The 13981-nt window shown below is 54.4% G+C and carries 11 protein-coding genes; 4 read left to right on the top strand and 7 right to left on the bottom strand.

Going from position 1 to position 13981, the window contains the following annotated elements:
- Positions 1-42: 42 nt before the first annotated feature.
- Both ACPXV9_RS00650 and ACPXV9_RS00645 read right to left on the bottom strand, forming a co-directional pair.
- Positions 43-2007, bottom strand: a complete 1965-nt coding sequence (locus ACPXV9_RS00650) for a methyl-accepting chemotaxis protein (protein WP_423893738.1) — start codon at positions 2005-2007, stop codon at positions 43-45.
- A 147-nt stretch (positions 2008-2154) separates the two neighbouring features.
- Positions 2155-2733 (bottom strand): TetR/AcrR family transcriptional regulator, encoded by a 579-nt coding sequence (locus ACPXV9_RS00645; protein ID WP_423893737.1) that lies wholly within the window; start codon positions 2731-2733, stop codon positions 2155-2157.
- Between the two features lie 166 nt (positions 2734-2899).
- Here ACPXV9_RS00645 and ACPXV9_RS00640 point away from each other — a divergent pair, with 166 nt between their 5' ends.
- Genes ACPXV9_RS00640 through ACPXV9_RS00630 form a run of 3 tightly spaced genes read left to right on the top strand, consistent with a single transcriptional unit; the run spans position 2900 to position 5369 of the window.
- Entirely contained in the window at positions 2900-3301 is a 402-nt protein-coding gene (locus tag ACPXV9_RS00640; protein WP_423893736.1) for a DUF2141 domain-containing protein, read from the top strand.
- A 12-nt stretch (positions 3302-3313) separates the two neighbouring features.
- Positions 3314-4240 (top strand): sterol desaturase family protein, encoded by a 927-nt coding sequence (locus ACPXV9_RS00635; protein WP_423893735.1) that lies wholly within the window; start codon positions 3314-3316, stop codon positions 4238-4240.
- Positions 4230-5369, top strand: a complete 1140-nt coding sequence (locus tag ACPXV9_RS00630) for an aromatic ring-hydroxylating oxygenase subunit alpha (protein ID WP_423893734.1) — start codon at positions 4230-4232, stop codon at positions 5367-5369. Before ACPXV9_RS00635 ends, ACPXV9_RS00630 begins: the two co-directional genes overlap by 11 nt.
- An 80-nt stretch (positions 5370-5449) precedes the next feature.
- Here the strand turns inward: ACPXV9_RS00630 and ACPXV9_RS00625 are convergent, their stop codons facing one another.
- From ACPXV9_RS00625 to ACPXV9_RS00615, 3 genes are all read right to left on the bottom strand, one after another.
- Entirely contained in the window at positions 5450-6895 is a 1446-nt protein-coding gene (locus ACPXV9_RS00625) for a WS/DGAT/MGAT family O-acyltransferase (protein WP_423893733.1), read from the bottom strand.
- Positions 6896-7129: 234 nt separating this feature from the next.
- Complete coding sequence (locus ACPXV9_RS00620; protein WP_423893732.1) at positions 7130-8077, bottom strand: DUF1295 domain-containing protein; 948 nt, start codon at positions 8075-8077, stop codon at positions 7130-7132.
- A gap of 49 nt (positions 8078-8126) precedes the next feature.
- A complete protein-coding gene (locus ACPXV9_RS00615; RefSeq protein ID WP_423893731.1) occupies positions 8127-10241 on the bottom strand; it encodes a molybdopterin-dependent oxidoreductase in 2115 nt (704 codons plus the stop codon).
- Positions 10242-10411: 170 nt separating this feature from the next.
- Between ACPXV9_RS00615 and ACPXV9_RS00610 the strand changes: the two genes are divergently transcribed.
- Positions 10412-11398 (top strand): GlxA family transcriptional regulator, encoded by a 987-nt coding sequence (locus tag ACPXV9_RS00610; RefSeq protein WP_423893730.1) that lies wholly within the window; start codon positions 10412-10414, stop codon positions 11396-11398.
- Positions 11399-11420: 22 nt separating this feature from the next.
- Here ACPXV9_RS00610 and ACPXV9_RS00605 read toward each other — a convergent pair whose 3' ends face one another.
- The gene (locus ACPXV9_RS00605; protein ID WP_423893729.1) at positions 11421-12596 is read right to left on the bottom strand and encodes an acyl-CoA dehydrogenase family protein; all 1176 of its coding nucleotides are present in this window, start codon (positions 12594-12596) and stop codon (positions 11421-11423) included.
- A gap of 174 nt (positions 12597-12770) precedes the next feature.
- Positions 12771-13958 (bottom strand): GGDEF domain-containing protein, encoded by a 1188-nt coding sequence (locus ACPXV9_RS00600; RefSeq protein ID WP_423893728.1) that lies wholly within the window; start codon positions 13956-13958, stop codon positions 12771-12773.
- Positions 13959-13981 lie beyond the last annotated feature (23 nt).

The raw sequence follows: 13981 nt of genomic DNA, 5'->3' as shown, positions 1-13981 counted from the left end.
CGGAGCAGGCATCAAAGCAACGGGATTCAAGCTGTGAAACAGTCAAATCCGGTAGGTGGTGATTTTTTCCTGCATGCTGTCGGCGGTTTGCAACAGGCGATTGGCGGACGTTAAAACTTCTTCGGTGGTCGCTACGCCGTCGTTGGCAGAACTGCCGATGTCATTGACGTTGTTCATAACCCGGGACAATTCTTCCAGCTGCTGGGTTGAGCAGCGATTGATGTTGGCCGTCATGGTGTTGAGTGAATGCATTTTCTCAGCCGTAGAGTTGAGGATGCTGTCGATACTTTCAATGACCTCGACCGTTGCCGTGGCTTTTTCGGTACTGTGGGTAATGGTCGCGAAAGCCTCTTGAGAACTTTGGATCAACTCGTCAACAATCTGTGCAATGTCTTCCGTGGAATTCTGGGTACGCTGCGCCAGTGAGCGAACTTCATCGGCCACTACCGCAAAACCGCGCCCCTGCTCTCCTGCGCGAGCGGCTTCAATTGCCGCGTTCAGCGCCAGCAGATTGGTCTGCTCGGCAACGGAGCGGATGATGTCCACCATGCTGAGAATCTCATTGACTTTGCTGTTGAGCTGTTCGATCTGTTGTTGAACCGTTGCAACGTCACTGGCGGTATCTTTGATGCTGGATACCGCCTGTTTTAATGTGGCTGTGCCCTGTTCGGCGCTGCCCAGTACGTCCTCGGCCATGTTGGCGGCTTCAGAAACCTGCTGAATATTACCGTTGACAACGTGATCGAGCTGCTGGGTCAGACCCGTCAGATTTTCTACCCGGGCGTGCATGTCCAAAAGACCCTGTTTGCTCTGGCCAGAGCTCTCCACCGACTGATGGCTTGAGGCAGCTACTTCGTGAGCGGATTCCTGAAAGGATTCAAAATCAGAGCGCAGTTGTGCCAATGTGTCATTCAATTGCAGCGCAATCTTGCCCAGATCGTCCTTGGTGATTGTGTCAATGGATTGAGTCAAATCGCGATTGTCAGTCAGGGACTGCATGCGCTCGGCAATCAGCAGGGTTTGTCTTTTACTCATAGCCAGCGTTTGGTGGATGACCCAGGCCAGATACAGCGTCAGTGCCAGCAAGGCCAGCATGACGCCGACCACCAGGCTGGACTCCCATTTGAGTTGGGAGGCGTGTTCACTGACTTGCGTCAGCAGTGTGTCTTCCAGTTGTTTGAGGCGGTTGATGCGTTTGCTGGCGGCTGCAAACCAGGTCTCCGGTGCGACGTCAAAATTATTGCCATCGCCGGTGGCTATGTCGCGGAATGCCTGAACCTGTTGTTGTTCTTCGGATTGTTTGAATTCCTGCAAAAAGGGCAGGAAGTTTTTGTCGGTGAGCAGTTCGGCGGCATAGAGATAGGTGTCTTGCCGATTGACCAGATTCAGAAAGCGGATATAGAGATCGGGATTAAAGGCTTTGTTGGTGAATACCGAGCTGAGTACCGCCCGTTCGATTCCGGCGTTCTCCTTGATATTGGCCAGATTGAATAACGCTGCAAACTGTTCGCGGCTGCGGGGGTCAGCAATGTGGTGACTCGACAGTGTCGAGAGCTCAATGGTGAGCCTGTTGTTGGTGGTAAAGTACTTCAGCATTTCGGCCAATGGCATCGACAAGCCATCAATCTGTCGACGCATGTCGGGCAGTTGTTGCCAGCGCCCCTGCAGTTCATCGATGCGTTGGCGGGTTTGTTCGTCGAGGGACATGTCCTCAAGTTCCAGTTGCAGATCGGCAAGAGCCTGATCCACCAGCTGGCGCTGCCGTGGCAGTTCCGAGCTGAATTTATTGCCACTGGAACTGATAAAACCGGCCGACATGCCTCGCTCTTTTTGCATCTCGTGGGTCAATGCCATGCTTTTCTCCAGCAGCATGCCCACAGTTCCGGTGTAGTCTGCGCTGCGGTATTGAGTGATGGCTCTCTGGGTGTCGACCATCATGATGATGACCAATATGGCGATGGGCAATTTGATCAGGTGGGTGAGGTACTGAGAAAGCCATAGGCGCATAGGGCGGTCCTTTTAAGGGAAGGCGATGATTCTGTTACGTGGAAAAGGTTATAACAGATGTATCGGTGCAATATCGTGAAGCTTTATAGACAGTCTGTCTCACTGAGCAGCAATAAAGGGCTGTTGTGACTGGCCCGCTGGTTTCTGTCAAGGCAAGGTGTTGACCAATAGGCGGGCGCTTTTCAGGGAGGCTTCGCGCCACTCACTGGTGTCGCCCAGATGATGCACCGACTCTATATTGAAGTAGATGCCAATCACACCGGAGGCCACCACATAACAGTCTTTGCGGGTCCTGTTCGGGTGTGCCTGATGCAGCAGCTCGGTAATGGCGTTGATAAATTGATCCACCGATGCTTTTAAGGGGGCGGCCAGAGCCGGAGTGTTGGCCGCGGCGCTGAACAGGGCGTTGGCCAGCAGACTGTAGTGATTGTCGTGGTAGTCACTGGCAAACAGGGCATCCACCAGTGAGTCTGCCACACCTGTCTGCGGTAAATAGTCGATCAGCAGATCGGTTTGCCGTTGCGATTCATCCAGAAAGCGTTGCAGCAACGCCTGAATCAAATCATCCCGGTTGCCGCTGTAGTGGCGGATCAGACTTCGCTGCAGGCCCGATTCCTCGGCCAATCGCTCCAGAGTTGAACCCTCCACGCCATAGCGAATCACGCAGCGCTCAAAGGCCTGCATGATTTCTTCTGTGCGCTGTTTCTTGACGCTGGGTCTTGGCATTGGCGACAGGATCTCCAGTAAATTGTCTTTGTTGACAATCTATCATTGGGTCTGTAGTTTGTAAATTGTCATTTTTGATAATTTACTTTTTGAGGGTGTTGCTATGCTGAAACGGAAGGCTATTAGGACCGGTTGCGGGTTAATGTTGTTGGCTATGGTGAGCAGTGTGAGTGCCGGTGACCTGACCATTGAGCTCAAGGGTATTGAGGTATCGCGCGGTGGCAGTGTGACTCTGGCGCTGTATCGGGACGCCAAGTCGTTTGCAACCTATGATCAGCAAAACACGGTGGCGATACTGTCGCGTCAGGTAGAAGGTTTGGCTGGCCCTGAGGAGATGGCAGCGGTGCGCTTTCGTCTGGACGATGTGATGCCGGGGCAATATGCCATTCACTATTTTCACGATCAAAATGGCAATCAGCGCTTTGATTTTGCCGATGGTCAGGCCATGGAGGGGTGGGGTATTTCCAGAGCAAGGCACATGTGGCAGGCCCTGAGTTTTGATGAGGCGGCCTTCACGGTTAACGGGGCGGCGCAATTTGTGTCATTGAAAACTTTTTATGCGCAATAGGTGGTGAAGACAATGGATTGGATGATGCAGAGACTCAGTGATGCCGAGCTCTATTACTGGGAGACCGCAATTGGCGATTGGTTTTTTACCGCTTCCATTGCATTTTTGCTGATTGAGCTGGGTTTGTACGCACTGCGCAAACAATTTACCCGTAAGCTGCTGGGCGATACCGTTGCAAATTTTGTGACCCTGATATTTTTTCTGGGGATCACTCTGGCGATCGGGGTGATTTATCTCAATGTCTTTTACTACGTTTACGATGAGTGGCGTCTGTTGACTCTGGAAACGACACCCTTGATGGTTATTGCGGCGGTGGTGCTGGCGGATTTTGCCTACTATTGGGAGCATCGCTTCGCCCATCGAGTCGGGGTCGCCTGGGCCACTCATACGGTACATCACAGTTCAAACCATTTTAATATTTCTGTGGCCTACCGCTTTGGTCCGCTCGATAGTGTGCTGCCATTACTGTTTCATCTGCCGCTGGTGTTGCTGGGCTTTAATCCGCTGTTGGTGTTATTGGCCGAAATGCTGGTGCAGTTGTATCAAACCGCATTGCACACCGAGGTTGTTAAAAAATTGCCGCGTCCCATTGAGGCGGTGTTCAATACACCTTCCCATCATCGGGTGCATCACGGTTCCAATCGGGAATACATCGATAAAAATTACGCCGGGATTTTTATTGTTTGGGATCGCCTGTTTGGCACCTTTGCCGCAGAAAAAGCGACGGTGGTTTATGGCGTCAATCCGCCGTTGAACAGCCTGAATCCCCTCAAAATATTTTTCAGTGGCCTGATTGATCTGTGGAGGAAAATGCTTTCGGCTCCCAAATTGAGTTTGGCGTTGGCCTATCTGATTATGCCACCGGGCTGGTGCCATGATGAAAAACAACATATCCGTGCAAACGGACAATGGCCGGAGGGTAAAACCGATGTCTCTTGAAAAACTATACGGCGATGCGGCAGTCGCCACTTTGGCCGATGCCGAATGTCTGCCGTTTTCCCTCTACCGCGATCGGGCGGTGTACGAACTCGAAAAGCAGAAAATTTTTTACGCGGACTGGGTCTTCGCCTGTGCGGCAAAACAAGTGTCAGAGCGGGGCGATTACTTTGCTTTTACTCTGGCAGACGAGCCCATTGTCATCATTCGCGGTCAGGATGATCAGTTGCGGGTCATGTCCAATGTCTGTCGTCATCGCGGTGCTCTGTTGAATGTTGAGGGGTTTGGTAAGGCCCGGAAAATGATTTGTCCCTATCACGCCTGGACTTACAACGATGACGGTCAGTTGCTGGCGGCGCCACTGGCAGCCGATCACGAAGTTGATCAATCCCGGCACTGCCTGCCTCAGTTTGCTGTGGAGGTCTGGCAGGGGTTGGTGTTTGTCAGTCTGAATGATGGCGCCGAGCCCCTGGCGGATCGCTATCAGGGTATTGAGCGCTATCTGGCGCTCTATGGCAGCGATCAGTTTGACCATTTTTATGAAGGCAAACTGGAGCACTGGCAGTGCAACTGGAAGCTCGCCATGGAAAATGCCATGGAGAGCTATCACCTGTTCCGGGTGCATCGCGATACGCTGGAAACCCTAACCCCGACCCGGCAGGCGTTTTATCTGGAAGGCGGTGCGGATTGGTCGCTGACCGGCGGGCAGTATAAGCACCCTCCCGGAAAATTAACGCAATGGCTTATGGGCGGTGCCGATGTGACTCAGGAGCATTATGTGTTGATGGCTTTGCCGCCGGGGTTTGTCGGTATTCTGGGGAGAGACTCGCTGGCCTGGATCAATGTCTTGCCCACAGGGCCCGACAGCTGCACGGTTCGCTCTGGCGCCCTGTCGTTTTCAGGTAAAGTGGATCAGGCGGAAGAACAATTTACCGATGCGTTTTTTGCCGAAGACAAAGCCATTTGTGAGCGGGTCCAGCGCGGTGTCAATTCACAGTTTGGCCGGGGCGGGTCGTTGCTTGAAGTGGAGCGCATCGTGGTGGATTTTCACCATTATCTGGCGTCAAGAATCGCCGGAGAAAAAGGGACAGGGATTTACCGGGCCGGGGATAATATTTTCTTTCCGGCTTGAGGTTGGGGTGCTGCATATCCAATCAGCCCCGAGGCTGTTTCCTTAGGGCTATTACCTCCTCAGGACTGATTGGGGTTATTTTATGCCTTGTTGTATCGCTCCTGACTTAACTGCAGCAGATCCCGGTGCGCCTCTTCCATGTGTCGGGCCAGTTCGTGAATGTCCGGCATCAGCTTCTGGCAGGCAATCAGGCCAAAGTCCAGCCAACCGTCGTAACTTTGCAGAGTAATGTTCAGGCCCATGCCGTGGTAGGGGATGGACACCGGGTAGGTGCTGACCTGCTTGGCTCCGGCAAAATACAGGGTTATGTTCGGGCCCGGCACGTTGGAGATCAGGACATTGGCGAACGGTGGCATGGCGTTGTAGATTCTGGCGCGGGTCATGACCGATGCCAGTCCGCTCATAAACCAGGGGGCGCCCAATGACGGGAAGTCGGTTGGCAACACGGCCTGCATGTCACTCATAAGGTGTTTGACGTGACGAGCTGAATCATTGATGGCGTGCAGACGCTCCAGCGGATCTTTGATGGTGGTCGCCAGATTCATGCGGGCCATGGACACCTGATTGCTCAATTCGGTATTACCCTCCGGGCGAAGACTGACCGGGATGGCGGCCAGTAACGGTTCTTCCGCATGGAAGCCCTCGTCGTCCAGATAGCGGTTGATGCCCTCGGCGGAAATGGCCATGGCGACGTCATTGAGACTGACGCCATTAAGCTTGGCGATTTCTTTGCTCTCCTGCAGCGGGATGGAAAAGCGCGCAAAGCTGCGTTGATTGGTGATGGTAACGTTCAATGGGGTTTTGGGCGCAAACCAGTGCATTTTCTCCTTGCTGGTATCCTGCGGTGCTTTGGTCGGGCGTAAAATTTCTGTGGCCTTGCGGGTCAGGGTCGGCAGGTTTCTGGCCAGCTTGATGGTTTGCCCCAGGTTGTGCAAAACACCGGACGCGGTGAGTTCGGCAATGCCGTAATTGTCGCTGTGCTCACCGGCGCGGCGACGCAGTGGTTTTTTCACCTTGCGGGGTTTGGCCGACACATCCATCACCGCTTCCATCAGTACCTGGCCGCCCATGCCATCGAGTGCGGCGTGGTGCATTTTCGAATAGAGCCCCACGTAGCGGGTGCCTTCGGGCAGGTCCTTGGGTACAGGCAGGCCATCGAGTACGTACATTTCCCACAGCGGGCGACTGCGGTCGAGCAGGCTTGAGTGCAGGCGTGCCACCAGTTTGTCGACGGTGGCCCGCGTCGCCGGCGGCGGCACAATGACGTGGCGAATGTGGTAATCGATGTCCAGATCTTCGTCCATCACCCAGATGGGGTTGGCCAGATCAAACGGCATATGAACCAGCTTGCGTTGAAATATCGGAGCCAGATGCATGCGGTTGAGGATGTGGTTGCGCACGTCGGCCATAAAATCGCCCTCGTACTCGGGGGGCAGCTCCAATATGCTCAGCCCGCCAATGTGCATGGGCGTTTCGGGGGATTCCATGTGCAGAAACGTTGCGTCCAGACCGCTGAGGTGATTCATGTTGTTACCTTTGAGTTGACCAGTGTATGAGTGAAGGCCAAGGGCAGAAAACCATGCTGTACCGCTGCCCCCTGAGTGTTAATCATATTGAGCCAAACAGGTATGGCTTACTATCACCAAAATCGCCACATTCACTAACAATATTGTGCGCAATATAATTGTACCATACTTTTTGTTCTTGCACAAAAAAGCCGGAACGGGTTCCGGCTAATTCAATGGGTTTCGGACTCAGGTTCAGCGGGTTTCTTCCAGCGTATTTTCAACACCAGTTTTAACGGGGCCGGGAAAGAACATATTGGTTTCCTGCTGGTACTGTTTGTAGTCCGGGCGCTTTTGCACCGAGTAGTATTCCGAGGGAATGGCGCCGGTAAAAATCACCAGCGTGTTGTACATAATGAACGAGGCATACATCAGTGAGGCGCCAATCAATACCCAGTTGATCAGTGGCATCGCCGAATAGAGTTCGATAAAAGACGGAATGGCGGCTATCACCAGAGCGTTCCACACCATCCACTCGGCGAAATAGTTGGGGTGACGACTGTAGCGCCACAGGCCAACATTGCAGACTTTGCCTTTTTCGCCGCGCTGTTTCATCTCGCGCATAAACGCCACTTTTTGTTTGTCGGCGATGGTTTCCATGGCGAAGGCGGCCAGCCACAGCACCAGGCCAAAGACTTCGAGGGGTGAGATCTCGGGGTTGGGGTTCATGGCAATCACAAAGGCCGGAGCGCAGAGGAACGAGGCATTGGCCAGCCCCTGCAATACCGCATCCACCTGAATTGCCAGCATGGTGTTGGTTTTACCGGCCTTCTCCCAGCGGCGGCGCTGGAACTGGTAGCGGGGCAGTTCCGTATCGAAGGCGCCAAGGCGCAGCATCTTCAGCGCGGTCAGCCCCATGCGCAAACCAATAAACAGGTAGACACAGCCGACCACGCTTTTGCGCAGGGGATCGCCCTCGGCCATCAACAGGGTGACCAGACCGATCACGGCCAATCCCAGTGGCCAGCCGATGTCCACGTAGGAGAGGCGACCGGTTTTCCAAGCCGGCAGACACACCACAACCGCGAACAGGGCGAGCTGTGCCAGACCGTTGATCAGGCTGATGTCGGAAAACAGCGGGGTGCACAGCAGCAGGGCCCAGCCGAGGATAAAAATTGGCAGTGGTTTAAAGTATTTCAACATGGTTATCTCGGTAAGTGTTATCTCGATTAAGTGTTGTCTCGGTTAAGTGTTATTGAGGGCTGAGTGCCTGAATCGCTACCGGTGTGCCGTTAAACGCGGCGTTACCGGTCAGCGGGTCGATGCGCTGACTGTCGGTCAGGCTGTTGATGCTGACACCGGGTTGTGTTGCGGCAATGTTCATGCGGGTATCGCGGTGATTGTGGCCCCAGCCCTGAGGGATGCTGACGACCCCCGGGCGAATACCATCGTTGACGTCCACTTCGATGTCGATGCGGCCGGTGGCCGAGGTGACCCGCGCCATCTGGCCGCTGCTCAGATTCAGGGCCGAAGCGTCATCGGGGTGCAGTTGCAGGGTCACCGGGTTGCGGCCTTTCACCAGTCGCTGGGCGTTTTGGGTCCAGGTGTTGTGGCTGCGGGCCAATCGGCGACCAATCATGTCGAAAGGAAAATCATCCCGGTCGTCCGCTTCGGTTTGCAGATAGTTGTGCAGGCGCGGCACGTCGTTGAGGTAGAACGCTGGCGCCAGTTGAATCTGGCCATCGCCGGTTTTGATGCGCTGCTCGAGACAGGGCTGCAGCGGGCCAAGATCGATGCCGTGGGGATTGTCCAGCAGCGTTTGCAGACTCAGACCCTGATCCTTGTAGTGACCGTTTTTGATGCCCATGTCGAGAATCATTTCCGGCGTGATGCCGTCGTCTTCGCTGTCGGTTAGGCGGCAAATCAACGCTTTGAGAATTTCCCAGTCGTGTTTCTGATGGGCTTTTTTCTCGAACATGGCGGGTGAGAACTTGGCGTTGTTGCGCACCGCAAAACTGTTGAAGAAGATGTCGTAGTGGTTGATTTCCAGACCGGTGGTCGAGGGTAAAAAGATATCCGCGTGCTTGGTGGTTTCGTTCAGATAGATATCGATGGATACCATAAAATCGAGGTTTTCGAAGGCCTCGGTCAACCGATCGCCGCCGGGAGCCGAGAGTACCGGGTTGCCCGCCACGGTGAACATGGCGCGAATCTGGCCCTCGCCTTCGGTGAGGATTTCGTCGGCCAGAGTGGCCACCGGAAATTCGGAATTGCCATAGGGCAGCTGCCGCACTCGCGACTGGTAGCGACCGTAGCTGCTGGCTTTGCCTTTGGGTGTGGCCGCCAGCAGATCGAAGGCGGGCATGGGGAACATGGCACCACCAACGCTATCAAAGTTGCCGGTAATGATGTTCAGAGCGTAGGTCAGCCACAGGCACAGACCGCCAAACGACTGGGTTGAGGCGCCCATGCGGCTGTAGCAAACCGCCGATGGCGCGCTGGCCATTTCCCGGGCGATGCGCTTGATGGTGTCGCTGTCGATACCGACCACCTCTGCCACCTGCTCGGCGCTGAAGGGGCGTGCGGCCTGCGCCAGATCATCCAGCCCCTGAACCACATCGCTGAGGTGGCCCAGATCCGCCAGGCCTTCAGTGAGGATGGTGTTGATCATCGCCATCAGCAGCAGGGCGTCTTTTTCCGGGCGGATAAAAATATGTTCGCTGGCCAGTTTCGCGGTTTCGGTGCGGCGCGGGTCGATCACCACAATCTTGCCGCCGCGTTTCTTGATGTCTTTGAGGCGGTCGGGCACACCGGCGGCGGTCATCATGCTGCCATTGGATACCACCGGATTGCCGCCAATGATCAGCATATAGTCGGTGCGATCAATGTCGGGTGCCGGAATCACCATGCCGCCACCGAGCATGTAATTGGAGGCGGTGTGGTGCGGCAGCTGATCGGCCGAGGCGGAGCTATAGATGTTTCTTGAATTCAGGGCGCGGTGAAATTTTTTCAGAAACAGGGCGTTGCCCAGATTGTGGGCGTTGGGGTTGCCCATGTAGACACCCACCGCATCGTTGCCATAGGCCTGTTGCAGTTGCTGTACCTTTTCCTGAATTTCATCGAAGGCAGCCTCCCAGCTGATTTCCTGCCAGCCATCGGCGGTTTTCTTCATGGGGGTGCGAATCCGGTCCGGGTCCTTGTAAAAATCCTGCAGGGCCACGGCCTTGGGGCAGATGTGACCGCGGCTGAAGGGGTCCTGTTTGTCCGGTTTGATGGACAGAATCTCTTCACCCTGATGTTTGATCTCAAGGCCGCACATGGCCTCGCAGATGTTGCAGGTACGGTAGTGGGTTTGGGGTTCGCTCATGGCCCTGATCTCTCGGTTGTTTTTGTGGCGCTTAATAACCGGAAATTCTGGCAGTTGCTGTGTGGATATGTAATTGTAGTAATCGACATAAAATGTGCTGAATTCGCCATCTGGTTTTGCTTAAGGCACAGTTGCAATGATGGCGCTGTATCTGCAAAGGAAGCCGACCGTTGATCAAAATAAGCATTGTGGTATTCGACTATGCGCTGGCCGCTGCGGCCATGGGCATGAGCGACATGCTGTATTTCGCGGGCAATATTTATCAGCGCCAACAGCGCCAGCGTGAGCCCCGTTTTCAGGTGCGTCTGGCCAGTCGCGATGGTCAGCCGGTCAAGGTGATGAACAACCTGTCGATAACGCCACATTGTTCACTGCAGGACATCGAAGACAGCGATGTGGTTTTGCTGCCCAACATCACCGGAGAGATCGATCTGACCTTAACCCGGAACAGCGATGTGATTGAATTACTGCAGCGATTGCAGCAGCGCAATTGCATCATTGGCTGCAACAGCACCGGGGTTTTCTTTGCCGCCGAGGCGGGCCTGCTGGATGGCCGCCAGGCAACCACCCTGTGGTCCGCGGTGGATGATTTTCGCGAGCGCTACCCCAAGGTGGATTTGCGTCCCGATCAGCTGCTGACCGTAGACGGCAATCTGATCTGCGACGCGGGAGGCACCTCCTGGTTTGATCTGGGGTTGCACCTGATCGAACTGTTCTGTGGCCATCGAACCGCCATGGACACCGCCAAATACTTTATGGTGGATTTGGAGCGCTCGACGCAGCTGTCGTTTTCACCGTTGGCGAGCCTGAAGTACCACGGCGATAAAACCATTCTGGAGATTCAGCACTGGCTTGAGGCGCACTATCGCGAGGCGATCAGTATGGATGATCTGGGGCATGCATTTGGCTTATCCAATCGCTCGTTACTGCGCCGTTTCAAATTGGCCACCGGTTTGTCGCCACTGAGTTACCTGCAGGATATTCGTCTGGATATGGCCTGCCGTCTGTTGGTGCAATCCAACAAGTCCGTGGAAGAGGTCACCCATGAGGTGGGCTATGAGGATGTCAGCTCGTTTATTCGTTTGTTCAAGCGGCGCTCGGGGTTTACACCGAACAACTATCGGGCCCGTTTCCGGGCCGTGCACGTGGCTCGATGAGGTTTGCTTTGATGAGCGGCGATCAATAGGAACGCGGCATGCCCATGCAGTGCTGGGCAATGTAGTTGAGCACCATTTCGTTGTTGATGGGGGCAATGCGAATGGCTCGGGTGGTGCGCCACAGGGCCAGCATGCCGATGTCCTCGTCGAGGCCGCCGCCCCCATGGAATTGGATGGCCAGATCGCACATGGTGTTGGCCGCATTGGAGGACAGCAGCTTGGCCATATTGGCGTATTTGCTGGCGTCCTTGCCTTCATCGAACAGCTTGGTGCCCTGATACATCATCAGCCGGGCGGCTTCGGTTTCTGCCTTGCATTGGGCCAGTGGGTGTTGCACCCCCTGATAGGAGCCTACCGGCGCCTTGCCGAAAATCTGGCGCTCATTAACGTAGGCGACGGTTTCACGCAGGGCCAGATCCGACATGCCCAGGGTCAGGGCTGAGATGATCAGGCGTTCGGCATTGAGTCCGGCAAACATGTACTTGCCACCTTTGCCCTCTTCACCGATCAGGGCATCGGCTGGCATTGCCACGTCATCAAAGAAAACGCTGTACTGTTTTTCTGTGCCCATGGTGCGGATATTGAGTTCCTGCAGTTCGACCCCGGGGCTCTTCATGTCCAGTACAAACACCGACAGGGCGCCGGGGGCATCGAGCCCGGTTTTGGCGATCAGGAAACCGTAATCGGCGTCCGCGGCCTGGGTGACATAGGTTTTCTGGCCGTTGAGAATCCACTTGTCGCCCTGTTTAACCGCCTTGGTGGCGATGTTGAAGGTGTTGGTACCGGCGTCTGGTTCGGTGGCCAGAATGCAAAAGGCTTTGTCGCCGCTGATGGAGGGTACGGCGTATTTTTCGATCTGCTCGGCGGTGCCGTGATTCAGCAGTGGCTCGCGACAGAAACCGGTGAGTACCGCGCCCATGGAAGCCAGGCCGTTTTGCGACAGCATATCGGTCACCAGTACCTGGCCTAACAGACCACCGCCCATGCCGCCGTATTGCTCCGATACTCCGAGCCCCATCAGGCCGGCATCATAAACCGCTTGCAGTATGTCTTTTTCAAACTGGGCATCGCCCACCATCTTGCGTTTCCAGGCATCCTGGGGGAAGTCGCGAACCATCCCTTCGACGGTTTCCATAACGCCCATATAAAGCTCGTGGTGTTCGCTGCCAGCAAACAGGCTGTCGATGATGTCGCGCATGATGCAGTCCTTTTTTATTGTGAGTTTTTCGTGCAAATAAGGTGTTTGAAGTAACACTATATCTGTTTGTAGTATTGCTCAATAAGGCGCCTGACGATTGAAACCAAAGATCAATCCGGCTGGAGAAAGTGGATAAAAGACCCGGCGAGAAATTGCCTGAGCGAGCTGGAGGGATTATCCGTTGGAGATAACCAGCTGATTACGACCCCGGTGCTTGGCTTGATAGAGTGCGATATCGGCCAGATTGAAGAGGTCATCAAAGCTCTTGATGTCGCTGTTGCGATCGGCGATACCCAGACTCAGCGTAATACTTACGGTATGGGTATCCGATTGAATTGAGAGTTGTTGAGTGGCGTGGCGCAGCCGTTCACCCTGGGTGAAGGCGTCTTCCATGCTGGTTTGAGGCAGCAGAATGGCGAACTCTTCGCCGCCGATGCGCGCCAGCACATCGGTATTGCGCGTCATGTTTTTCAGCAGGCTGGAGACCGCCACCAAGACCTCATCACCAACGGCATGGCCATACTGGTCATTGACGCGCTTAAAATGATCAAGGTCAATCAGTATCAGAGACAGGTTGTTGTTGTAACGATCGTGCTCATTGAAAATACGCTCTGCCTGTTTATAGAAAAAGCGACGGTTGTGAACGCCCGTGAGGAAGTCGGTATTGGCCAGCTCAATGGCTTTTTCATTGGCCAGTTGCAGGGCCAGTTCGGTCTGTTTGCGTACTTCAATTTCTTCCTGAATTTGAAATTCATGCTTCTCATTCAGGTATTTGAAATAGAAGATGATGCCGTAAAGCATCGCCACCATAAAAATGGAATGCAGTGCATAGCGATAATCAGCAAAGGGCTCAGGGGTGATGATCAGGGCGTCGTTGATGCGATAATTGATCTGGCAGGCGGCATTCAGTAGCACGCTCACCGCAAAGGCAAACAACATGTGAGAGCGTTGCTTGAAAATCATCAGCGGAATGGCCATCAGTGTCAGAAAGTACTGATCAAAGCGAATGGCCTCGCCAAAGACGATGCACATGGCGGTAATAAAAAACCACCAGATACTGAGTAGCAGGTAGCGTGCACGCAGATAGTGTCCACGCTGGTTGAGTTGAAAGCCCAGTGACACGATGGCGCACAAACCATAGGAAATCAGCCCCGGAAGCCCGGTCACGCTGACGTTGCCAGTCGCCAACAGTTCGCTGATCATGGTTAATGTGGTCACAGAAACATTGATGCCAATGGTTATGAGAATCAGCGCATTGGTCATGGTGATACGCTTTTGCTCATCGGCGGGCAGGTCGCGGCGAACCCCAAAGTTTTTAACCTTGTGCCAGGCGTTTGATAATGTATGGGGAGTGAAAGGCATCTGCGATTGTTCGGGTAATCGGG

It is taken from the genome of Candidatus Pelagadaptatus aseana (assembly GCF_040362265.1).
Taxonomy (GTDB): Bacteria; Pseudomonadota; Gammaproteobacteria; order Pseudomonadales; family Cellvibrionaceae; genus Pelagadaptatus; species Pelagadaptatus aseana.
The sequence above is the reverse complement of the archived record's forward strand: the minus strand, read 5'-3'. Positions and strand labels throughout refer to the sequence as shown.

What these genes read in the sequence shown, in the direction of transcription:
- ACPXV9_RS00650 (WP_423893738.1), bottom strand. Translation starts at nt 2,007, where the DNA reads ATGCGCCTATGGCTTTCTCAGTACCTCACCCACCTGATCAAATTGCCC.
- ACPXV9_RS00645 (WP_423893737.1), bottom strand. Translation starts at nt 2,733, where the DNA reads ATGCCAAGACCCAGCGTCAAGAAACAGCGCACAGAAGAAATCATGCAG.
- ACPXV9_RS00635 (WP_423893735.1), top strand. Translation starts at nt 3,314, where the DNA reads ATGGATTGGATGATGCAGAGACTCAGTGATGCCGAGCTCTATTACTGG.
- ACPXV9_RS00630 (WP_423893734.1), top strand. Translation starts at nt 4,230, where the DNA reads ATGTCTCTTGAAAAACTATACGGCGATGCGGCAGTCGCCACTTTGGCC.
- ACPXV9_RS00625 (WP_423893733.1), bottom strand. Translation starts at nt 6,895, where the DNA reads ATGAATCACCTCAGCGGTCTGGACGCAACGTTTCTGCACATGGAATCC.
- ACPXV9_RS00620 (WP_423893732.1), bottom strand. Translation starts at nt 8,077, where the DNA reads ATGTTGAAATACTTTAAACCACTGCCAATTTTTATCCTCGGCTGGGCC.
- ACPXV9_RS00615 (WP_423893731.1), bottom strand. Translation starts at nt 10,241, where the DNA reads ATGAGCGAACCCCAAACCCACTACCGTACCTGCAACATCTGCGAGGCC.
- ACPXV9_RS00605 (WP_423893729.1), bottom strand. Translation starts at nt 12,596, where the DNA reads ATGCGCGACATCATCGACAGCCTGTTTGCTGGCAGCGAACACCACGAG.
- ACPXV9_RS00600 (WP_423893728.1), bottom strand. Translation starts at nt 13,958, where the DNA reads ATGCCTTTCACTCCCCATACATTATCAAACGCCTGGCACAAGGTTAAA.